This is a genomic window from Chryseobacterium sp. A301, assembly GCF_054489425.1.
Genome location: NZ_JBTMWY010000002.1, coordinates 47,023 through 69,541, shown reverse-complemented (window position 1 = coordinate 69,541; position 22,519 = coordinate 47,023). Strand labels below are relative to the sequence as shown.

20 protein-coding genes are annotated in these 22,519 nt (G+C 43.3%); 2 read left to right on the top strand and 18 right to left on the bottom strand.

All coding sequences use genetic code 11. The annotated features are described in order from the left end of the window. Positions 1 to 105 precede the first annotated feature (105 nt). Positions 106 to 864: an exodeoxyribonuclease III gene (locus tag ACX3PU_RS03645; protein ID WP_459083556.1), complete on the top strand. Its 759-nt coding sequence runs from the start codon at positions 106 to 108 to the stop codon at positions 862 to 864. A 126-nt stretch (positions 865 to 990) separates the two neighbouring features. On the opposite strand, the gene ACX3PU_RS03640 is transcribed toward ACX3PU_RS03645, so the two are convergent. Then, a complete protein-coding gene (locus ACX3PU_RS03640) occupies positions 991 to 1,371 on the bottom strand; it encodes a septal ring lytic transglycosylase RlpA family protein (RefSeq protein ID WP_459083555.1) in 381 nt (126 codons plus the stop codon). A gap of 441 nt (positions 1,372 to 1,812) precedes the next feature. Between ACX3PU_RS03640 and ACX3PU_RS03635 the strand changes: the two genes are divergently transcribed. Next, positions 1,813 to 2,130 carry a DUF3853 family protein gene (locus ACX3PU_RS03635; protein ID WP_459083554.1) on the top strand — a complete coding sequence of 106 codons (318 nt, stop codon included), beginning with the start codon at positions 1,813 to 1,815 and terminating at the stop codon, positions 2,128 to 2,130. 134 nt (positions 2,131 to 2,264) lie between these two features. Here the strand turns inward: ACX3PU_RS03635 and ACX3PU_RS03630 are convergent, their stop codons facing one another. The 17 genes from ACX3PU_RS03630 to ACX3PU_RS03550 form a co-directional block, all read right to left on the bottom strand. After that, positions 2,265 to 4,397, bottom strand: coding sequence for a heavy metal translocating P-type ATPase (locus ACX3PU_RS03630; RefSeq protein WP_459083553.1), 2,133 nt, complete (start codon positions 4,395 to 4,397; stop codon positions 2,265 to 2,267). A 163-nt stretch (positions 4,398 to 4,560) separates the two neighbouring features. Then, positions 4,561 to 5,526 carry a toprim domain-containing protein gene (locus tag ACX3PU_RS03625; protein WP_459083552.1) on the bottom strand — a complete coding sequence of 322 codons (966 nt, stop codon included), beginning with the start codon at positions 5,524 to 5,526 and terminating at the stop codon, positions 4,561 to 4,563. A 5-nt stretch (positions 5,527 to 5,531) separates the two neighbouring features. Beyond that, complete coding sequence (locus ACX3PU_RS03620; RefSeq protein WP_459083551.1) at positions 5,532 to 6,236, bottom strand: hypothetical protein; 705 nt, start codon at positions 6,234 to 6,236, stop codon at positions 5,532 to 5,534. 90 nt (positions 6,237 to 6,326) lie between these two features. Continuing rightward, the gene (locus ACX3PU_RS03615; protein ID WP_459083550.1) at positions 6,327 to 7,565 is read right to left on the bottom strand and encodes a JAB domain-containing protein; all 1,239 of its coding nucleotides are present in this window, start codon (positions 7,563 to 7,565) and stop codon (positions 6,327 to 6,329) included. A 36-nt stretch (positions 7,566 to 7,601) separates the two neighbouring features. Next, positions 7,602 to 8,387 carry a hypothetical protein gene (locus ACX3PU_RS03610; RefSeq protein WP_459083549.1) on the bottom strand — a complete coding sequence of 262 codons (786 nt, stop codon included), beginning with the start codon at positions 8,385 to 8,387 and terminating at the stop codon, positions 7,602 to 7,604. A 95-nt stretch (positions 8,388 to 8,482) separates the two neighbouring features. Further along, on the bottom strand, positions 8,483 to 9,496 hold the full coding sequence (locus tag ACX3PU_RS03605; RefSeq protein ID WP_459083548.1) for a M23 family metallopeptidase: 1,014 nt from the start codon (positions 9,494 to 9,496) through the stop codon (positions 8,483 to 8,485). A gap of 129 nt (positions 9,497 to 9,625) precedes the next feature. After that, positions 9,626 to 11,713, bottom strand: a complete 2,088-nt coding sequence (locus ACX3PU_RS03600) for a TraM recognition domain-containing protein (protein ID WP_459083547.1) — start codon at positions 11,711 to 11,713, stop codon at positions 9,626 to 9,628. Between the two features lie 118 nt (positions 11,714 to 11,831). After that, on the bottom strand, positions 11,832 to 12,881 hold the full coding sequence (locus tag ACX3PU_RS03595; protein WP_459083546.1) for a DUF4138 domain-containing protein: 1,050 nt from the start codon (positions 12,879 to 12,881) through the stop codon (positions 11,832 to 11,834). A 12-nt stretch (positions 12,882 to 12,893) separates the two neighbouring features. Further along, positions 12,894 to 14,183: a conjugative transposon protein TraM gene (traM, locus tag ACX3PU_RS03590; protein ID WP_459083545.1), complete on the bottom strand. Its 1,290-nt coding sequence runs from the start codon at positions 14,181 to 14,183 to the stop codon at positions 12,894 to 12,896. Then, positions 14,158 to 14,568 (bottom strand): hypothetical protein, encoded by a 411-nt coding sequence (locus tag ACX3PU_RS03585; protein ID WP_459083544.1) that lies wholly within the window; start codon positions 14,566 to 14,568, stop codon positions 14,158 to 14,160. The genes traM and ACX3PU_RS03585 overlap by 26 nt, the downstream gene beginning before the upstream one ends. Continuing rightward, entirely contained in the window at positions 14,558 to 15,172 is a 615-nt protein-coding gene (gene traK, locus ACX3PU_RS03580) for a conjugative transposon protein TraK (protein WP_459083543.1), read from the bottom strand. The genes ACX3PU_RS03585 and traK overlap by 11 nt, the downstream gene beginning before the upstream one ends. Positions 15,173 to 15,201: 29 nt before the next feature. After that, the gene (locus tag ACX3PU_RS03575; protein ID WP_459083542.1) at positions 15,202 to 16,401 is read right to left on the bottom strand and encodes a type IV secretion system protein; all 1,200 of its coding nucleotides are present in this window, start codon (positions 16,399 to 16,401) and stop codon (positions 15,202 to 15,204) included. A gap of 1 nt (position 16,402) precedes the next feature. Further along, positions 16,403 to 17,278 (bottom strand): hypothetical protein, encoded by an 876-nt coding sequence (locus tag ACX3PU_RS03570; RefSeq protein WP_459083541.1) that lies wholly within the window; start codon positions 17,276 to 17,278, stop codon positions 16,403 to 16,405. Positions 17,279 to 17,354: 76 nt separating this feature from the next. Beyond that, the gene (locus tag ACX3PU_RS03565) at positions 17,355 to 18,026 is read right to left on the bottom strand and encodes a hypothetical protein (protein ID WP_459083540.1); all 672 of its coding nucleotides are present in this window, start codon (positions 18,024 to 18,026) and stop codon (positions 17,355 to 17,357) included. Further along, positions 18,023 to 18,730 carry a hypothetical protein gene (locus ACX3PU_RS03560; RefSeq protein ID WP_459083539.1) on the bottom strand — a complete coding sequence of 236 codons (708 nt, stop codon included), beginning with the start codon at positions 18,728 to 18,730 and terminating at the stop codon, positions 18,023 to 18,025. Before ACX3PU_RS03560 ends, ACX3PU_RS03565 begins: the two co-directional genes overlap by 4 nt. Beyond that, positions 18,730 to 19,479 carry a hypothetical protein gene (locus ACX3PU_RS03555; protein WP_459083538.1) on the bottom strand — a complete coding sequence of 250 codons (750 nt, stop codon included), beginning with the start codon at positions 19,477 to 19,479 and terminating at the stop codon, positions 18,730 to 18,732. Before ACX3PU_RS03555 ends, ACX3PU_RS03560 begins: the two co-directional genes overlap by 1 nt. A 43-nt stretch (positions 19,480 to 19,522) precedes the next feature. Beyond that, positions 19,523 to 22,486, bottom strand: coding sequence for a TraG family conjugative transposon ATPase (locus ACX3PU_RS03550; protein WP_459083537.1), 2,964 nt, complete (start codon positions 22,484 to 22,486; stop codon positions 19,523 to 19,525). Positions 22,487 to 22,519 lie beyond the last annotated feature (33 nt).

The following is a 22,519-nucleotide window of genomic DNA, read 5'->3' as shown; positions in this document are numbered from 1 at the left end:
ATATGCCTGCAACCTTCTTTACCAGCAGGGAAATCGAAAAAGTGGCAATAGAAAAAGCATGCTGAACCCAGATAAAATCCGCCCCAAAATTCGTATTATTGTACGATGAGACTAATAAGCTACAACGTAAACGGTATTCGCGCCGCATTTACAAAAGATTTTGTGGGCTGGCTAAAAGTGGCAGACCCAGACGTGATTTGCATTCAAGAAAGCAAAGCTGGGAATGACCAAATTGACACCGCTCAATTTGAAACGGCGGGCTATTACAACTATTGGCACAGTGCTCAAAAGAAAGGCTATAGCGGCGTGGGAATTGCTTCCAAAGTAAAACCTAAACAGGTCATTTACGGATGCGGAATTGAAAAGTACGACAACGAAGGTAGAATCCTTAGAGCAGACTTTGAAGACTACTCCGTGATCTCCGTTTATGTCCCTTCTGCTTCCAACATTGAGCGATTGGATTTCAAGATGGAGTTTTGTAATGACTTTTTGGAGTACATTAAAGAACTTCGTAAAACGATTCCAAATCTGATTATTTCAGGGGATTTCAACATTTGCCACAAGGCAATTGACATTCACAATCCCGAAGGCCTTAAAAACACCTCAGGCTTCCTTCCTATGGAAAGAGAATGGATGACCAAGTTTATTGAAGAGTGTGAACTTATTGATAGTTTCCGACATTTCAATGACCAACCGGATCACTATTCTTGGTGGAGCTACCGACAAAATTCAAGGGCTAGAAACAAGGGTTGGAGACTCGATTATAACTTCGTATCCTACCCCATGAAAGACCGACTTACAAGAGCCGCGATCTTAAAAGAAGCCTTTCATTCGGATCACTGCCCTGTCCTGGTTGAGTTTTAGGACTTCGATGGGTTAAAATGAAAACCTTCCCTTATAAGGGAAGGTTTTATTTTAAACTTTCGAAAACCAGAGAAAAATAAAAAAGCCAGCGTTAACGCTGGCTCTACTTTTTCAATGTCGTATCGACTAGTCGATAATTTGATATTCAATTGGCATTGTACCTCTGGCTAAATTTCCAATTTCATCGAAGGCTGCTTTGGATAAGTCTAAAGCTCTTTTCGCATGAAAGGGTCCTCTATCGTTGATCGTTACGATGCAACTTTCTCCATTTCTTAGGTTGGTCACCTTTACTTTGGTTCCAAAAGGTAGGGTTCTGTGCGCAGCAGTCATCTCAGAATTTCTGAAAACTTCCCCACTGGCGGTTCTTCTTCCGTTGAACTTGTCGTGATAATACGACGCATAACTCGTTTTCACCTCATCGTTGTCATTGGCATTGTATTTGTCGAATGAATACAGTCCAAGAGTTGAAATCATCATTATGATTACGAGAGTTACTCTTTTCATCATTTTGAATTGTTTTTATTGGTTTTGACTCGGCAAAGGTATATTCGCACCTTTAAGTTCAAAATTCACATTGTTAAATTTTCTTAATGTTTTGTTAACACTATGTTAAAATCTCTGTAAAACCTCGTGAATTCAGGCTTTTACAAGATTTGTTAAAAAGTGTTAAAATTAAGCTCTATACGTTAACTAAATTAACAATGTAGTGAATAATACGCCAGATTTAGTAGGCTATATCCCTGTATATCAACACACTGACCCCCTATTACCAAGCACCAACCTTTTCGCAAAAATTTCGATTTCCGCGTAACCTCCACACTCACTACAGCAAACAAGTCCCATGGAAGGTCGTGCGTTTTTTGGACATCTTTCGCAATTGAAAACGAAATTATAGTTTCGCTCTATGCTTTTATAGCAATCAAAAATCACCTTAAAAATTGCGATCTTATGGAACCCAACGCACAAGATTACGAAAAGTACATTTGGCAACTGACCGTAGCTGAATACATTGAACTTCACCGTGAAATGGTGAAAGAGAAAAAATACGAGTACGGCTATTCCGGTCTTGCCAAAGTCCTGGGTTGTGGCAGGTCCACCGCTTACAACATTAAAGCCTCTGGCGTTCTAGACGAAGCGATCAGCCAGCAAGGGAAAATTATTGTTGTAGACGTAGAACATGCCCTTCGAATCATTCGACTTAAAAACGTGAACATTCCCAAACAAAGAGGAAGACCTTCTGCTTCAAACCAAGGAACAGCAAATTAGTTTGCGCCTTCTCCATTTTAATCCTGCTATGGCGTATCCACAGAGCTACCCATTTAGATTTGAGGTTCTTTGGATTCAAACTCTACGTTGCAATCTTTCCCTAAAGAGGACCGTACTTTTAAAAAAATGCGTGACTAAAATTTCTTATTCTGAATTCGAACCGCGTTTAGAATCGCAAGTAGAGCAACACCAACATCTGCAAAGACCGCTTCCCACATGGAAGCAATCCCTCCCGCTCCTAATGCCAGCACTATGGCCTTCACACCAAAAGCAAGTATAATGTTTTGCCATACGATGGATTTGGTGGCCTTTCCGATCTTGATGGCCATAGGCACTCGAAGGGGATTGTCATCTTGTATGACGACATCCGCCGTTTCAATAGCAGCATCGCTGCCAAGTCCTCCCATTGCAATCCCTACATCGCTTAAAGCAAGCACAGGGGCGTCGTTCATTCCGTCCCCGACAAAGAGGATCGGACTTTCTGTTTTCCCAAGGGTTTTCACGTGCGCCACTTTGTCTTCAGGCAAAAGTCCGCCGTAGGCGCTTTTGATTCCTAGCTCCGCGGCCACCTTTTGAGCCACTGCTTCTTTATCTCCACTTAGGAGCGTGGTTCGTAGACCCAGTTGATGCAGCTCTGCAATCGCAGCATGCGACTGCTCTTTGAGCTCATCGGCAAGGGTTAGGTATCCTTTGTATACTCCGCCAAATGCAATGGCTATGACGGTATCTACGTTCTTTTCATGCTCACTTGGAAAAGAAACCTCTTCTTTTCGTAAGAGTTTAAAATTCCCCACAAGAAGAGTTTTGTCTTCAAGAACCGCTTTTAATCCGTGTCCTGGAACTTCCTCAATGGATTTAAATTCTAGACTATGATCTACTTCTCCTGCATACTCTTTAATTGCACTTGCAATGGGATGCGTGCTATGACTCTCTAAAGTATTGACAAGAGTGAGTAGGTGCTTTTTCTCTTCTTTACTCGCCGCTAAAACTTCATCCTGTACGACTTTAAAGACTCCTTTTGTAAGGGTCCCCGTTTTGTCCATCACGACGCTTTTTGCGGCGGCCAATACATCGAGGAAATTGGATCCTTTTATGAGGATTCCATTTTTACTTGCGGCTCCAATACCACCAAAGTAGCCCAGGGGAATTGAGATCACGAGTGCGCAAGGGCACGAGATCACCAAAAAGACGAGGGCTCTGTAGAGCCACTCGGAAAACACATAATTCTCGACCCATAAAGCAGGCAGAATGGTAATCCCAATGGCTAGATACACGACAATTGGCGTATATACTTTCGAGAACTTACGGATGAAAAGCTCGGTAGGAGCTTTATGAGCCGTAGCCTCTTGCACAAGTTTTAGAATCTTGCTCAGTTTTGAATCCTTGAATGCAGTGGTCACTTTCACTTCGGTCACCTGCCCGAGGTTGACCATTCCGGCTAAAACGATCTCTCCTTCTCTCTTGGTATCCGGTTTGCTCTCTCCGGTCAGCGCGGCCGTATTAAACGAGGCGGAAGTAGAAAGGAGCAGAGAATCAAGCGAGACTTGCTCTCCCGGCTTTAAGCGAATCACTTCGCCAATTTCAACATCTTTTGCGCGAAGTGTAGAGGGAACTCCCTCCCTTATCACAGTGACTTCTTCAGGTCTTTGGTCCAAAAGCTCTTTTATGCTTCCTCTTGCTTTTCGAACGGCCATGCCTTGAAAAACTTCCCCAACACTGTAAAACAGCATAACCGCAACCGCCTCGGGATATTCCCCAATTGCAATCGCTCCAAGGGTCGCAATCCCCATTAAGAAAAACTCAGAGAAGAATTCTTTGTATCGTATGCTTTCTACCGCATCCCTTAGCACAGGGATCGCCACAGGCAAATAGGCAGCTAAATAATAGACAATTCTCACGGGCCCGACAAACCAAGAAGGTTTTAGGAAGTGGTCAAGCAAAAGACCTACTAAAAGTAAGGCAAATGAAAGAAGTGGAATTTTAAAAAGGGAAAAGTAAGAAGTGCTTTCTGTGGCTCCCTTCGCATGGGAATGCTCATGACTCTCCGAGTCGTCTTCGCCTCCCGAGTCATCCTCGTGAGCGCAACAGCTGGGCGCACTTTTCTTTTTTCTTGGAGTTGAACTGCAGCAGGAGTCCTCAGATTCCATAGAATCTAGGTTAGATGCCGCTTTTTGACAGCATAGCTGTCTTCCCTTTGCATCGTAGCGATGGGTATGTAAGTTTGAAGAGTTAGATTCGGCCTCGTGGCCACAACAAGATTTTGACATATTTCTCCGCCCTAGGCGCTCTACTTAATCGACTGTTGAACATTAATCCTTCACTACTTCACTGAGTAAGAGGACTCTCAAAACACGAAGTCGGAAAAACAAAGAATGCGTTCTCCAACTTGGCAACATGCAAACAAAGATACAAGAGAATTTTGAAACCGATTTAAATTAAGTCCATTTTCTTCTTTCTACTCGGCTGCACCTCACCATTCTGCTTAGAAATGGAGTGTACAAAAGCTTCATTCAAATCGTTAAATCCTTCTTTTGAAATCCCATACACGCGACGAACGTCCCTAACCTTTGCTTGGGGCATACCTCCCCTAATTTTCTGTGTTGCTTTTTCCCCTGCCTGATCCCCGTCTAAGCATACAAACACATAGCCACTAAAGGAGCTAAAATCTTCTAAAAAACGAGTGCATTGCGTCACGGAATTTAGAACTACGAGTGTTCTTCGAATGTGAGATCCTTTCTGGTACTGCAATTCTACATAGGTGAGTAAATCCGTGAGTCCTTCGAAGACGACCATTCGTTTGGCACTTTGCTCTACAATGGAATAGCTACTAGGACCTGATTTTAATTTCCAAGTGGAGGATCTTAGATCGTATCCCCCTTTGGAATTTTCAAGGCCGAAGGCCACGCCTTTTCTTCCTTTCAGCTGAAAGCAAACTTCCAGTCCGTAATCCTCAAGGACCGTCGAAGAAATGCCCCTGGATTTAAAATAGCTCCGAAGGGCTACATCTTTCACAGAACCGAAGGAAAGGAGCTTCAACGTACTTTTCGAAGGCGCCCTTTTTCTTTCTTTGGAGGCCTTTATTTTGATTTCGGTAAGCTGCGAGGAGGACAGGCTAAAATCCGCCTCCAAGAAAGCCACGGCAGAAAGAAAACTTAAATTCTCTAAATCCATCACCGCCGTTAAAAGGCCTCCCCCTTTGTCTTTTTTAAAATCATAATACACCTCTCCTTGGATGGCCATTTTAATGCCTTTTGCTTCAAAATAGTGATGGGTTCCAAAGCGACCTGTATAACATAGCGTTCCGGACATTACCAAATAAAAGGCATAATCTAAAAGAGTCACACTCGAGAGAATCTCCTGAATTTGAGAATACGAATAGTATTTGCTTGGACTCATGTCGTTTAATTTTGAGTTAAAGTTGGGGTCTGGGGTACGAAGTATCCTTCTTTTAGAAAGGACTCCGCCTCCTTACTTCTTTCCAGTCTACGCAGCAGCTGCATGGAGTAAAATATATCTTTCTCTACATCGTAATAATCAATTCTCTCCAGTCTTCCCCCGTACTCCTGTTCAATTTGCGGATACAGCGCGTAGGGAAGCAAAGAATCGGATTTCAAAATATAATACCTCGAATACTGCTCAGGCGTTGAGATTTCAAAACGTTTGTAATGCCTTTTAAATAGAATCGTATCGCTTAAATTCCTTCTTCTCCCATAGTAGGAAATGGGATCCTTTGAAAAAGGCGCACCGTGTGTTTTGGTAAGTACACTCTTTCCTGCTTTGGGATCCATAGATATCCTCACCCCTGCTTCTAAGCCGTAATAAAGGGAGTCTTTAATTAAAAAATACTCCATGTCCGCTACTTCCCCAAGTGCACTGGGTGCAATTTCAAAAACTCCAATGGGTAGGAAGCTAAGGGAAGAGCGGTGAAAGGTCTTGCTATTTTCTAGGCCTTTGGAGGCCTGAAAATACACACTAAAGAGCAGATCGGCTCCTCCCGTGTCCGCTCGTGGAATCTCTTTCGTACACGAAAGAAAAAGGGGGAGCAGAAAAATTAGACTCCACTTTTGAGCCGTACTCGGGATTAATAAAGAAAAGGATAGTTTCATAGGATGCATTTTTGAAAGGAGAAAAGGAAAACAAGAATTTAAATCGTAGAGTGACTCATTCTACAAGCAATAGACTTGAACAAAAAGCCTTTAGCGCTTGACGCCATTTCGTGGGGGAAGCAAAGGCTCTGCAGGTGCAATTTCTTTTTCACTCGCAACATCAAGCCGCTCTAGCACGGAGGTTTCGCCCTTCTGCTCTTTTCCTCTCATGTTCCCTGTTTCTTTACCCTTCTTTTGGTGATAGCTCTGTACCAATTCTTCTCGAAGGGTAATTTTGGAATGATTTAAAAGAGAGTAATAGTTGCCGCTTTCAAGCCGGATTCCATCCAGCGCCGAAAATCCGAGGTTGGCCAGTTTGGTTTTGTAGCGTTCAAACAATCTCTCACTAAGGGAATTGCCATACAGAATAGCAGAAGTGCCCCCGTATCGGGACAAAAGCTCCACAAGCTTCTCGTACTGCTTATTTTGAGGAAGAATGAACTTGCCCATAATCTCGTTGGCATTGTTGAGAATTAAAGCTTCGGTTCGATCCGAGAGGCCAAACTTTTGAGCCGACAGATAAGCCGCCGTTTGTTCCGGGTTGGTGATTTTATCGGGTTGGTAATTCACGCAAAACAGTTGCTTGTTAAAACTATACACGGGCACTTGTTTTTCCTTTCGTTTGGGATCCTGGTGCTCAAAGATTCGATCGGAATCGCTACTCGTTCCAAACACTAAATACTGTCCCGATCGAAGATTGAGCACAAGCCCATCCTTCACCTCGACTTTGGTGTTTTCAAACGCGAGCCGCAGTCGACTTAGCATTTGCTGATCCTGACGCGAAGAGATTAGCTGTCCACTGGGATGGTTATGCACGAGGGTAATCGACTCGGGGCTCAGTTTGTGAACGTGCCCTGCCAAAAGCCGCAGATCCACCACCGCGGAGGAAAGCCCTCCGCTGGAGAGGTGCTGCACGAGGTAGCTGCTGTCTTTAAACTGATAGACTAAAAACGTATGCTCCACGGCCTCCGATTCTAATTCTCGAAAGAGCCAAGCGACATCCGAAATCGAGGTTAAAATCGATCCGGACATAAAATCAAGCGCTTTGTAACGAGAAAACTGCCGCTCCATGAGAGCAAAATCACTTGCGCTTTTCTCTAAAGGTTCAAGGCCTGCCTTTGATTTTGCTTTTTGTTGTGGAGCCTTAAAGCGCGCAGTGGCACTGTACAGTTCGTAAGGAAATTTCTTTCCTAAAGAACTCGTTAAATACTCCGTTTTTGAAGTTTCTTTAAATCCAAAATTGGTATTCTCCCCGTAACGGGCTTGGTAATTAAATAAATCCACGGACATAATTCTTAACTATTTTAAGGTTATACTTTGGCCTTGTTAACGACGGCGAGCTCGATAGGGCTCTTTTTCTAGCACCAACTTTTCCTTCTGTTGAGCCCGAAGAGAGTTTGCAGCCGTTTCTACTTGGGACTCTTTTTCGCTTATTTCTACTTTTCTTTCCACAGAAGTTTGTGTCGGATTTTGTTCTCCTACCAAGGAGGACCTTGCGGGTTCTTTTTCAAAAGGCACTTTTGAAGCTTTTGGCTCAGCGCCTCCACTTAAAGACCTAACACTTCTTGACACTTTAGAAAGCTCTTTGGAAACCAGGCCTAATTGCGCTTTAAAATCCTTTGCGCTATGGGGGTATTTTTTCATTTGTTTCAAATAATAATTCTTAATCCGAAACAGCTCCGTTCGATAGCGGGATTGAGACTTTACATCTCCTTTTTCTAATACTTCTTTTCCGATTCTAGAGAGATGCTTCACTAAATCCAGTTCCATGAGCTCCCCACTCACTTCGTCTTTTAAATAGGCTTTCTTCTCATACCGAGAACTCTCTCCATAGGAAGTGGCGGTTTCTTTGACAAGCTGTAAAAACTCGGTGCTACTAGACTCCTGCACGTAGGAAAGGCTTTTCTCGAGCGTACTTTCTCGAACCGTTACATTCCGTGAATAAGGATCCAGAAGAAAAGTAAGTCTCTCCCTACCGCTTGTCGCGCATAGCGGTTCTCCTTTTAAGAACTGCTCAATTTCAAGAGAAGAGAGTTTAGAGCAAAAGGAGCGATCGGGGTTTAAAAGGCCGTACTCCATTAAAGTAGCCTCCGTTTGGGTAGTTAAATTCATATTTTACTAATTTTAGATTTGGTGTTCTTTTTTTAATCGCACTTGAAAGTTTCAAAACGTTTGAAACGTTCAAAACCCTTAGAGTAGGGCCTACCTCAGTTTTGAGCGTAAAGTTTAGAAGATGCGCCCGATTCCATACTTTTGTTGTAAAGGAACTCCTGAGGAGAGCGCAGCTCTCCGTTCTCTCTCACCATAAAATGAAGGTGAGGTCCTGTGGACCCGCCTGAGTTTCCACTGCGGGCAATGATATAGCCCGCTAGCACTTTTTCTCCCTTCCTGTAATAACGCTGTGAGAGATGTAGATAGGAAGTTGAGATTCCCCCTTCGTGCTGAAGGGTCATATAATACCCTCCTCCTTTGGAATCCCATCCGCTTTTTTCTACGACGCCGTCCATGACCGCAATCACGCTCTCATAGGACGCTCGAAAATCCAGTCCTCGATGAAATTTAACTTCCCCCGAAAGTGGATGCACTCGATTCCCGTAAGGAGAAGAGATGGAAAGTTTCCCTTCTAGGGGAAAGTAGAAATCCCTTCTCGCCTTCTTACTTGGAGAGAGGGGCTCTTTTGTAAAGGACCTTCTATTCCCATCAAGGGAGGAATCCATTCGATCCCTTGCGATCGGGTTTAAAGCCTTTGCCTTTTTAGAGGGTTTTGAAGAAGGACTCAAAGAATCCCTCTTTCTCTTTTCCTCTCGGTACTCTTTTCGATTCGCTCGCTCACGTTTGTAAATGGAACGCAGAGAATCGAGGCTTGTTTTAAGGCCTCCATTGAACTGCACCACAGGCGGAAGGGATTTCAAGGAAAAATGAACTTTCCCCGGAGTCCGAAGTGAATCGGGAGTCGCTTTTCCCATTCCGTCTTTAAACCGGTTGAAAGCCTCCATCGCTTTCTTTTTGGAAGGAGGTTTTAAATAAATCGAATCTCTCAACAAAGGATTGGTCAGGGTATCCCCTTCAAGCTTTGAAAAATCAGGCATACTTCGAAAATCCCCAGCTAAATAAAAGGAAGAGTTCTGCCCTATGCCCTTCGGGTTGTTTGATAAATAAACCAAAAGGAAAAATGGAAACAAAAACAGAAGAAAATGAAAAAGAGTGCTAATTGGATTCATAAGATTGGGTTTAAAAAAGGTGATTTGATTTGATTTGATGAGTAGAAAGAGTACCAGGTCTTTGTTTTACTAAGTTTAGAGTTAAGGCCAGGTTCTAGCGAAAGTTCCAGCTCAAGTTTAAATTGAGAATCAATTCAAACTTGCAGTGGAAGCCGCAGCAGCCGCACTTGAACTAGAAGTTGTTTTAGTCGTTGAACTTGAACCTCCTTTAATTGTTGAATTTGCAACGCCTAAGCGAAGAATGTCGTTCACGAGCTCGTCCGTTTCCCTGAGGATGCGAGAGAAGTTTTGAAGTAGGACTTTTTCTTTTTGACAAGTGCCCTTCTCATCTTTAAAATCATAGTAGATCGGCATTTGCACTTCGCTCTCGGCCAAATAAAGGGAGTCAGATTCCAGTAGCTCAATCTTTCCACTCATCGCAGAACTTCGGTATTCTCCTTCCGAAGAATAGAAGCTTGAGGCAATCATTCCCACCATTTCTCCTGTGCGAAGCGAAGCAATTTTTCCCGCCGGAATCATGGTGTCCATCTTTTCGCTGCTCGAAAAACTAGTTCCTTGACTCGAGTAAGACTCGGAGTAACTTTTTTGTTTGATTTTCCCAAAGAGCCTTTCGAGCCATTCCAGGGTATGGCGGTCTCGAACGGATCCACAAAGAATATTGCCCATGACCGAGCAGATTGTATCGGCCACTTCTCTTTTGTAGAGCTGCTTTAACTGGGGCAGCTCTTGCAGCCCCAGCATAACCGCGATTTTACTGCTTCGCGCCGTGGCCACAACGGAATCAATCTTATGAATGTAGATCGTGGGAAACTCATCCGCAATGATTCCCGCCGGTAGATTTCCTTTTTGGTTGATGACTCGTAGCACTCGGTTTAACACTGAGGCATAGAGCGCGGAATTAATTCCTTCGGTCTCGGGACTGGAAGCGAGGACTAAAACACTCGGATCATTCTGATCGGTTATTTTCAGATTCACTTCTTCTCCCGAAAAGACCCAGTAGCTCTCTTTTGTCGAGAGGCGCGAGAGCAGAACTCTAAGCGTACCTACCTGCCCTTCCAACTGATCAAACGCTCGATTGTCGTACGCTGATTTAAAGGGCGCGAGCATGGAATGAAGTTCTGGCTCTGTAAAAAGAACGGAAAAAATCTCCTCGTAGCTTTTGTTCAAAAAGCTAAGCAAATGAGGAAGCGAACTGTACTTTCCTTGCTTCTGGCTCGCTAAGAAATAAATGCAAGCAGAAAGGAAGTTCACCGCACTTTGCGTAAAGAACTGGTCGGCTCCCCCTGAATTTGCAGAGCCTCCCTTTTGAAGGGAAAACACCATGGACTCAGCCATCTCTTGAGCCATCGCTAGATTGGGAACGTATTTCTTCTGCAAAGGATTAATTCGTCTACTCTTTTCCACTTCGTTTAGATTCACCACATGAAAAGAGTGGGTGTATCCAGGATTTTGTTTTTTTTGCTGCAAATGGTGGTAATACGCAATTTGCGCAAGGTCGGGGAACTTAAAATCGTACAGGCAAAGGGAAAATTCTTTGCTTACCATTTGACGGATTGCGGGCGCAATTACGCCAAAGGATTTTCCACTGCCCGGAGTTCCAATCACGAGGGTCCCCCGAAAGGGATCTAAATTCACCCATCCACGGCGCATCTTAGACCCGTGCCTGTATTTGTAGGGAAGGTTAATGGATGTGGCATTTCCGATAAGCTCTTCGTTCTGCTTAAAACTTTCCTGCTCTGTATTAAACCGGTCCTTCCCTAATTTACCTTGCACAAATTTTGAAATGGAATCGGCCCCTACTTGCACGAAAAGTGCTCCTAGTAGGGAGAACAATGCATAAAATGCATGCATGAGATAAAATCCGTAAAAAAGTTCAGGTCCTTTTTTCCCTTGAAAACTAAGGAGGATGAAGACACTTGCGGCCATAAAGAAAAGACCAAGGAAAATAGGACGAACAATGGCCTTCCAAATCTTAAGATCTGACTTTTTGCGCGCTTTGGTCCCCACAGCCACAATGCAAATGAGAATCAGCGTCCAAATCTTGGCATAAAAAGGAGGGAAAAATATATAGAGATAGGACAAACCTAGAAGGACGTCAGAAAAAATCGGAATTTTTGTATCCAGATAGACCACGCACAGCGTTTCCATGACCACAAGGCCGTAGACCATCTTTTGAAAAAAGCCGTAGATTTTAAGTTGGTGAATTTGTTCTTGCATCGCACTTGTTTTTTATAAGGGTTACCCCTCGTAGGAATTTGAATAGAAGGCCGTAGAAGGCAGCATAATAGAATCGTCCCTGTAGTCCGCTCCTACTTTCAAATAAGACTTCATTTATTTAGAGCGTGTCTGCTTTTAAAAGTGCAGAATAGGGAATTTCAAGGGTGAGACTTCGTCCCGAAAGCTCCTCTTCCACGAGTCGAACCCGAAGTGTTTTTGAGTTCGGGAAACTAAACTTCTCGAAGACAAAGACATTGCGGTAGGTAGATCGAAACTCCTTTTGACTGTGATGAGAATACACCGGACTAAGGGCAATGGATTGATGGTTCGTTGCTTTGTAAATCTTTTTGTCTTCTACCGAAAAGAGAATGGATTCCATCTGGAATTTCAGATTGGTTTTGTTTTCAATGAGCACATCCAAAAACACATAATCCCCTACCACATAAAGCCCATTTAGATTTAGGGTTAAGCCAAAGCCTTTTTTTCTAGCCAGAGGCCTTAACTCCTTGCGAGAAAGGATTTTCTCGCAGAAATTTAAGAGCTCCCTTGGCGAAAGAGAATTCCGGCTAAACTCCAGGGGCTGCATATGCTGAGGATAGATATAGATGCTGCTTTGAATCTCGTGAGAGCCCTGGCTCCCATACACCGCTCGGTACTGCGCCATAAAGGATTTGGCTACAATGGTCACAATGCCTAAATCTAGCTCCTGATAGGTGTAAGGCGATCTTTCCGCAAATGAGAAAGAAGATAAATTAGAAGAAAGTCCACTTTCCCCTCGGGATTGCTTTTCTAAAACCGCTAAAGAATCTTCTAACACTTTAATCCGAGCTAAGTTCTCCGTAGGAAGATCTCCAAGTAAATAAGACGTAGAGAGGTCCACAAACTCAATCGGTTCCGGAGATACAATGTGCACATTCACTCCCGGTTTCATTTTCAAAACGGGAAGAGAAGAAAGCGATTTTTCTTTCTCGGTGCTTTGGGATTTGGCTAGCGTACATAGAAGAAGACTAGAGACAAGCAAAATTCGCTTTGCCACTTCTCGATTTCTGCTGCTCATAAAGAAGCAGCATGCGGGTTTCTGAAGCACTCTAGGCATTTGATCTCCGAGAGATTGCGAAGCTTTGGAAAAGGGTACGCGAGTACAGGATAGGGTAAAAAGCGTTTTCATAGTTGATCAAGTTTAATGAGCCTCCTCTAAAAGCAGCACCTGGGTACCGTACTTTAATTTGGCTTTGTTGGTTCGTAAAAGTTTTGCAGCGCTTTGAGAGGCGCTTCGAAAAGCAGTAGACAAAAGACTAGAGTAAAAAGACGGCTCAGCAGAGTCGAGGCTTTGGCCTTGGACGGAGCTCGAACCTAGTTCTTTCATCATGTTTCTAAATTCACTTCCGGGCACGTAGAGTCCTTTTTGTCCATCCAAATCGTACAGCGTTAAATGAATGGGAAGGATTTCTTCTTTGACAAGAACAGAAACGATCGAAAGGTTCGCTCGTTCAAAGGAAAACCCTGAGACTTGTGCATAAAGAATCTGACCCTTGAACAGCTTTTTATTGCCTACAAAAATGTCTTCCAAGAGTCTCAGCCGAATCCGACTTCCTAGGAACCCCGAAAGATCTTCATCGATTACAGCCTTGATAAAAAAGGATTCGCTTCGCTTGTAAACCGCGTTAAAATGCGGACTGTGAGTGGTTTTGCTCACCCGAAGTGTAGAGGATAAAAACTCATTCAATTTTTCTTTATGCGCTAAGAGTTTTTTCTGGGCCCGATTCTCGGCTTGGAACTCAGGATCTCTCGATTTCTCTAACGAATCCATCACGAGCATTTGAGAGCGCAGAATGCGGATCGGATCCATCTTCTCTTCTGCATTCTCACTTACTCCATATTCTGCAAGGTTCTTAACAGGTGTCCTATCCTCACCATACGCATTACTCAATCTCGTATCCGTACTTATACTGCTTCTCGTAGGGTTCTTTTCCAAAGTTCCAAAAGGGGCACTTCCAAAACGAGGGCTGTTTGCTTCCTCTGCAAGGGATGCTTTCTCTACTTTCTCTGCTTCCATGCGATTCGTGCTCTGTCTTTCCCTTGGAGACGCATTTGGAGCTCTTCCAAGTGCCTTTTCATTAAAGAGACGAATGAAATCGCGCGAGTCTTTGGGCAGGCCTGAACTCACTTCCTCTTCTTTAAGAGGATCGAAAGGACTTTCTTCTTCTTTTAGCGAAGCCTTTTTCTCGCTGGAATCCAGCGCGAAAAAGCCGTCGCCATTTTTAAAGAAGGCATCGTACGCCTCGTTTTTAGAAAGGATGGGGTCACTCGATTCCCCGAAGGAAAGCGAAAGTCCAGCCTGCTCACTACGCGCAGGCTGCTCACGCGCTGAAAAGCGTTCAAATTGATACCCTAAAAACAAAAGAAAGGGTAGCATAATAAGTGGAATGACGTAGCGTGGCTTTTTATAAGGAATCCGATTGGTAAGCATGCAGTAAGGTTTTGTATTGGGTATAGAGCCTGTCCATTTCAAGGCTATCGACTTGGGTTAGTTCTCCCTGCTTCTCCTTTGTTAAATAACTCTGAAGCGATTGAATCGTTTGTCTTAATTCCGGGCGGAGCCTTTCTCTTTTGAGGCTCATTTTCTTACGATACTCTAAGCGGTCCATGGTATCTTCCCTTGCAACCAAAAAATCCCTCCTTTCTTTTTCCTCCTTGGAGAGAAAGTACTTGTACTGCGCAAGATTTAGGACAAGAGCAAACAAAAGCACAAGCAATAAAAAGCCAAGTACTTTTTCAGGATGCTTCTTAAGCCGCTCTCGAAGCGGAGAAAGTTTCTTAACAACCTGGGCGAAGAATTTTTTGTTAGTATCCATAAAGCGTTTCGTTTGAAAGTTCAGAATTGTCCGTAATGCGCCAATCCAGAAGAAGGATTCCGTGAGGATTTTGAGGAGTGCGAATTAAGTCCTTGTAATAGCCTTCGGACCGCAGAAGCCTTACCATACGGCGGGTCCTGCGCTGAATCGATTGCTTGCCATAAAATTTAAAATACCTTTTCTCAAGATCGATTTGAATGGAATCCACCTGAATACTCACCATCGAGCTCGAGGAGATCAGTTGATTGTAAAAACCCTTTTCTCTTAAGTTTGAGTACTCCTTCTTTCCAGAATCGTCAATGAGGTAAAGAGACTTTTCAATGTTCTGCTGGATGTACTCATCGTCCGGAGGCAGCGTAAAGAAGAGGCGATGAAAAAGTTCCACTTGAGACTTGTACTCCACTTCTCGATTCAGTAGGGCGCTCGTTTGGTTTAGTAAAATGGGCACGCCCGCATCGAGTACATAAAGGGATTTTCGGCTGTCGCGAACCTGCATGTGCGCAAACAAAAGCGCGGCGCATGAAATGAAAAGGGATATCCATAGGGCAAGGATCCCTAAGTTTCGGTTTTGTTTGAACCTTTGTTCAATAGTTTTTATGATCATCTCAAATACGTTTTAAGTAAGACTTAGGGTTATCCTTTTCTAGATTGTCCCGAACTGCGATAAGAAGATTTTACACTTTGAATTATTTGGCGAGTTGCGCCGCTAGAAGCGCTCAAAAGCTTTCCAGCTCCTGCTTTTCCTTTGCTCATAACGCCCGCACCTGCCGCGGAGACAATGGAATCCGCAATGGTGGGTGTCATTAGAATTCCAATACCGGTTACCAGGTAAGCCACGCAGGGAAACAAAACGGTGTGAATGAGTCCATTGTTCGAAATGTAGTACGAGAGCGTCGTGAGATCCGTCACGGTGCCAGAATCTAAGAGTCGGTCGTAGCGCTCCATTTCGAGGTGGTACCCCGAGATAATGAGCTGCTGCCCCAGACTTACAATGGTAAAAGCCACAAACGTGTACAAATTGACATTAATGAACTTACTTACCCAATTCTGAAACGAGTGTTCAAACCCGGGAATTAGCGAGATTCCAAGTGCAATGGGCCCTAGAAGAATCAAGATGTAAGACCAAACCTTTTGAAGGAAAAACACGAGGTACGTGCACACTCTTAAGAGCGTTAAGCAAATGGCTTCAATCAAATCCGCCGTAAATTTTTGCGACTCAAAGTCCATCCGAATTTTCCATTCTTCAATGGGCTGAAAAAGCTCACTCATCCCTTCAATCATTCGCTGGGAAAAACCACTGTCTTCCCCCAAAGCAAGTTCTCTTTCCTTTGCTTTTTCATGGGCCTGCTGCTGAATTAAAAAATCGAGGAGCTGGGTTTGTTTTGTGAATCTTTCAATTCGAACCTTATTGGCCTCGCGCTCGAGGCCTAAAAAAGCTGCTCTTGAAGGCACAGCAAGCTGCTCAAGTGGATATTGAATCATTTTATAAAACCCGGTCCAGTGCAAAAGGATAAGTCCAATAATGAAAGGACGAAGCATGGGCGTAATCTCCCAAGGTCTAGCCCCTTCCTGCATCTGAAAACCAAGGTAGCCTAAGTAAATAAGCGAACCGATTCCTCCTAGGGTTCTTCCCAGCATACTTGCAGAAAGAGCTCGAGACTCTAAATCGTGGTCCATTTGGGTAAAGACCTCAAAAAACCAACTCTCAAACGCTCCGTCTCCCATCAGAAATTCTAACAAACCGCTAGAGTTAGAAGAGTCCTGAGCAAAGAGTAGTTGTGGCAATAAAACCACACAGAGGGAAATTCCTTTTAAAATAGGCAATGCTTTCATTTCAACTGGTTTGTTTCCATTGGGTTAAAAGTTCTCTTACAATCTGCTTATCGCTCTTTGAAAACCCTTCCAATTGAACAAAGGAGTTTGTAGGGTAAAAGCTTCTGTTTTCAGATAGATAAAAGGAGGAACGGTCATGGACTTCACTTAATAAGACCTCATGCTGCAAGTTCCTTTCAAACGCTCTTAAATCCATTAAACAGGCGTGGTAGAGAAGAATTCGTTTCCCTCTTGGAAGGACCGATTTACTCGCTAGTCTGTATTTACTTTTGATTAGCGCTAGCTCTTCTGTTAGAGGACTTAGTCCCCCATTTCTAGAAAGAGCTAGAAGGCTCTTTTCGGACTTTAAATTCCAGTCTGTGAAATGCGTAGGCACCTGAGGATAAGCTAAAATAGGTTCCAACTTTTCCTTATAATACAGTTGCCAAAGCGGCTCACTCGATTGAATAACACTCGTATGGTAAGAAAGATCAAGCAAACTTTGTTTGTGTAGAGAATCTACGCTTGTTGCTACCCGCTCTGTTTCCTTCTCCTGTACCTTAAGAGACAAGAGCCTCTCAGACTCCGCTCCCCCAAGACGAAGAGGTCTTAAATCCGGTCCTTCTTTATAAGCTCTGTTTCGAGCCGGAGCCCAGAATCCCCAAACGGTCGCATACGCGAAGTTCGTTTGCACTCCCAAAAGGTACTTTGGATAAGGACTGAAATTCCCCCAGCTTTCATAGACCATTCGCTTCTGTTGATTCACAATAGAAGGATCGTTGAGTCTTTTCTGCGCCTCTAGCTTTCCTGCAAAGAGTAAAGAAAACACGAGAAATAAGACGGGCAAAAGTTTCTTTGAAACGTACTTTCGATTCTGTACTGTCATTTGGAATTTCATCTGGAGATGGAATTAAATTGTTGAAATAGAGCGTAGCCAAGAGAATTTGGAAATCAAATCTCTAAAGAGATCTTCTTTAGTTAAATTCACTTCGATATCTTGAGAGTAAATTCTTTACAATCTGCTTGTCTAGATTAATGTAGTCTGCCAGAGCCGGAATCTGACTTAAAGCCGACTTGGGATGCGCAGATTTAAGTCGTAAAATCAGGTAAAGCAAATACCCATGAATGCTTCTCGCGCGGGAAAGTAGCTTCTCAAGCAAAAGTTGCCGGTCGTATGAATTTAACAGAACATCGATGTCTTTCGAAAGAACACTTGTGAGCAGTTCTTCCTGTAGAAGGTAGCTTTGCTTCAAAATAGAAGTGTAGTATCCGGAGAGCAAAACAGCATGCTCAGGTGCTTTCGAAGAAAGAACCAAAAGCTCTGCGCTTTTGGATGAAATTTGCTCCAAATACCAATAAAAGTATTCAAGCTGCTTCCCCGAGAGTATGAGCGAGTTCACCTCATAGAGTTGTTGGTAGAGATATTCCTCAATAGAAATAATCTGCGTCATCGTAGAGGAAATTTGTCCATAGGCTTTTCGTTGTGTTTCCACACTCGCGCGAAGGGCCTCACTGCTACCCAGTCGTACGACTTGGTTCTTTGAAACTTGCTCAAGCAGTTTGTCGTTGACCACGACGGGGACACCCTGCGCTTTTAAGCGAGCTAAGGCCAGAATAAGAAAAAAAGGAAGAGTTTTTGGATTCATGATTTCAAAGATTTTAATTGATTTAAAATAGACTGGACAAGACTCTTGTCACGCTGCAAATAATAGCGGAACTGGGATTTTTGGGTTTCTACTTTCTGCCTTGATTCCCTAAGGGTGAAAAGGAGATAACGACTCTTTGATTCCAACTCCGAAAGTTCCTCAAGCGCAAAATCAAAAAGGATTTTTCGATCGGCGCGCTCCATTTGATTGATTTCACCTAGAGTCAAACTAAGCCCCAGTAAATACCGAAGTAGAGACTCAAAATCCTTTGTCCACTGAACTTTCTCTTTCAACGCCTCGGGAATTAAATAGGGTGCCTGCTTTAATTCCAAAAGGAGATTTTCTTCTAGGCTCTCGATTCGTTTTCCTCTTTCCAGGATGGCCATCGCATAAACGCCGCTTTGCATCCAATTTTCCGCTGTGGAGAGCCTTTTTAAAACTAGGCTGCTTGTCTTCTCGTACTCCTTCCACTGCTGTGAATTGGAGTGCTCAAGAACGACACTTTGGTTCTGGGTTTCTAAAAGGCTCGACTGCCTTTCGTGCTCCTCCAGCTGCGATCGAATCTGCTGATTGAGCATGGGAAAAGAAACATTCTCCCTTTGCCAAGGCTCAGAAGGTTTCCCTCCGCTGGAACTAAGGATTCCTCGCAACAGAAAAAGAACGAGTCCATACGAGCCTACTTTTAGAACCATCCGATTTCCCATCAGAACTCGGATTTATACCTCGTTAATACGGACGAGACAATCGCTTTGTCCGCTCGTATATACCCTGCAAAGGGTTCTAAGGATCTTAGAAAACCGACTCGTTTGGCTCTTTCCATATGAATGGAAATGGACATGAGCCAGAGTTTAAGCGATCGAACTTTCTCACTTACACTGTAGAGCAGTCGATAGCGATCTCCTGCGCTTGCAAGGTTTAAATTCCCAGAGCGTAGAAGCTCCGTAAGATCGCTTGACATCTCTAAGATCGATGCGTAAGTTTGACTAGAAGCTTTCACTCCAAACACAGCGTACTGGGGACTGCTTTGTACAAATTGCTCGATACTGCGGGCCTGCGCCGCGCACTGAGAGAGTTCTTCCAAAAGGGTTTTCACTTGAATCCCATTTTGTAGCGTTCCTGAGACTTCGGAGAGTCCCAGTAAAATCGTATTTTGAATTTCTCCTACTACAGCGAGCTGCCCAGCCACGACCATTTGAGCAGAGCGAAGATTTCTTTTCTCTTGCAAGAGCTTGTTTTGTGCGGACTCGAGTGCATCCGAGTACACAAAAAGAGCCGCCGTCGTGGTAGGATCTATGTAAGTCGCTTGTGCTTTTAGCCTCGCGGGCTCTAAACATAGACTTAAGATCAGCACTGCAGAAAATAGTCTTTGACATGGCCACGCTAGCCAAGGCATCCCTAGGGATTCAAGATTTCTATTGGAATAAACAGCTTTCATCTTATAAGCGGGTTTCATCTGGTAGGTCTTTAACAGGTTTGCACTTTTTAAAAGGACCGAATTAGTTAAGGTCTTTTTGGGAGTCCGTAAAAGAATTGAAATTCAATGCTCTCTTAGGCTTTAAGTCGATGCTTTGACTTAAAGGCCTATCCCGCTCATTTACTTGCTTAACCATCTGACTTAATGTTAGGCCTGAGTTCTTCAGATCCGATAAGAAATTCTCGAGTGCCCATTCAAAATCAGAATAGAAACTTAGGTACACTTCAAAAGCGGTTTTTTCTGGCTTTTCGGTCGTAAAGGTCATGTACTGGGCGAGTGAAACTTCATTCCCATACACTTCCCCACTCGCGCCTCGTTTTATATAGAATTCTTTGAAGCGGCTTCGATTCTCTTTGTTGTCAAGTTGATTCAAAGTGAAAATCTTATTCTGCTCCACTGGATTTAAGGCAAGTAGGGAAGCAATTTTTGAGAAATTATCCCGGAATTTTGTTTGGTCCAAGAGAATGAGTGTATCCGAATTGTTCAAAATCGAATCCTTCACAATGGGACTTGAAATTACATCGTCCAATTCTTGGGTGACCACAATGGCCTCTCCATAAAATTTCCGAACCGTTTTGTACAAATACAAAATATAACTTCCCATAAGTTCTGAGGCAATGGCTTTCCATGCTTCCTCAATAATGAGGGCTTTTCTTCGGTTTTTACGGAGTCTCATTTTCTGTAAAAACGTATCCATGATAATCAGCGTGACGATGGGAAAAAGCTTCGGATTATCCTTAATGGAATCAATTTCAAACACGAGAAAAGATTCTGTCAAAAGACCTCGATCTGCTTTTTCGTTTAGGGTTCGAGCATACCTTCCCCCACGATAGAAATCTTTTAAGACTAGAAAGAAGGTACTTAGGCTAAATTCCCTCTCGGAAATCTCATACCTCTTTCCTCGTAGGAAAAGCGGTAAAAAGACCGAAGCAAATTCATAGAAAGAATTAAAACTAAGCTCGCTTACGCGAAGCTCTTTGTGCAATTCAGTTACTTTTTCAAGCAGCAATGGACGGATCGGTTCCAATTTGAAAGAAGAAGAAGAAGAAGAAGAAGAAGAAAATCTACCACTTCCAATTCCTTTCCCAAGGGTTCCAAAAGAATTTCGAACTCTCGGGCTAGTTTTCTTCTCCCGCGCTTCGATCGTTAGAGGTTCTACGCCATACTCTGCGACGGGATCATTTAGTTGACTGTAAGGGATTTCAAGCCTTGATTGTAAAGCCTTTTTCGACTTTTTAGACTCTACTTTTGTTTCCGCACTCTCTTTGTCAAAAGCGAAGGTTTCCACCTCAATTCCAAAGTCTTTTAAATACTCTGCGAGTTCCATTGGGGTAAGCGATTCAAATCTCTCAATACCCGAATTAAAGTAATGTTCATAGTAAGTGAGTACTAGTTTATCTAGGATGGATTTTTGAGCGCTAGACATAGAGCTTTCACTCCCCTTCCAAACCAGAAAAACCAAGCTTGTCAAAAACTCTATTTTCTCGAGTGTTAATTCTTCCTTTGAAATCAAAAAGGGATTCATGGTAATCGGATCCGCCTCCGTATACTGAATGTATCTTCCCTTCTTATAAAGGCTCAGACCTTTGTAAGAATCTCCGGTATCGACAATCACCACATCGTAATTGTAATTTAAGTACTGCTCAACCAGGCTGTTCATCAGAAAGGATTTTCCGGATCCCGAAGGACCTAAAACAAACTTATTCCGATTGGAGATTCTTCCATTTTGCATCGGAAGGTCCGATGGGTCTAGTTTAATCGGCACTCCTTGCCGATCGGTAAACTCAAGGAAAAAATCAGAATCTTCGCTTTGTAGATAGCGCTCATTAAAAAAGAAGCATAGGGCGGCACTTCGGCTTGTCAAAAACAAGTCGTACGATTTTAATTCCGCCGCATTACCCGGCAATGCGCAGCGAAACAATTCCAACTGATTGTACGAATTTTTTGAAATTAAAATCCCTTGGTTAAAAAGGTTTTGCTCGATCTGAGACTGCACTTTCGATAGCTTTTCTAGGTCTTCACAGCGCACCGCAATAGAAAAGTGCGCTTCCACCAGAAGTTCAGATTCAAACGCTAAACTTTTGATAAACTCCTCGATTTCCTGTGCGACCAGCGCGTTTGAAGGGGCGCTAGAAGCAACTCCTTCATGTTTTTTCCTTTTCTTCTCTAGAGACCTCAGCGTTTGTTCTTGCGGAGGAATCCGAATCATTTGATGGTATACCAGGGACTGAGATTCCTTTACATGATGCAAAAAAGAAAACTTATCTACAGCTCCCTTGAGTCCGCTACCCATGGAACTGCCTAGAGACATTTCGCCATAGGGTTTCACTAGGCTCGGGAGCTCTACTTTCTCCACATCCACAAGAGAAAATACTTTGATGTAGCTCTCCCCGATTCGAAGATGCTCAGAGGTACTTAAAAGAGTATCCCAACTTGGCACCTTTGAAAAATTCATGGAGAGCACTTGGTTTATTTTCGTCTCAAATTCTTTTTGCATTAGAAACTTCGGTTCAAAACGACTGGATTCTAAAAGAAGAAAAATCCTCTCCGCTTTTTCGCGCAGCAACTTGTAATTTGCATTTGCCACTTTAAACAAGTTCTTCTTTTTAGAATCCTCGAGATACGGACTTACAAGAAGCAAAGTTTCTAGTCCACTAAAAATCCTTCCTTCAAAATGCTCTTTAAATTTCTTTTTCAAAAAGGGCTGCTGCGGTTCTATCTCCGAAGCGTAGGTTTCTTTTGAAAAAAGATCTAATTTTTGAAGCGTAAAGCCTTCGCCAAGAATACTCACGATTTGACTTAAGACACGATGCTGCTCTAGATACAGATTTGGATCGCAACTATGCTGGGGCGACAGATTCTGAATCGAGAGACCGATCACAGGCATTCCGTAGGAATCGATGAGGACATCATAATCCCATCCGTTCTTAAGTCCCAAATCAAACCCTAAGTAGGGCGACTGAAAAATCGTTTTTTTGAGTGTCATGGTTGAAATTTAAAAAGTGAGAGGCTATTTAGA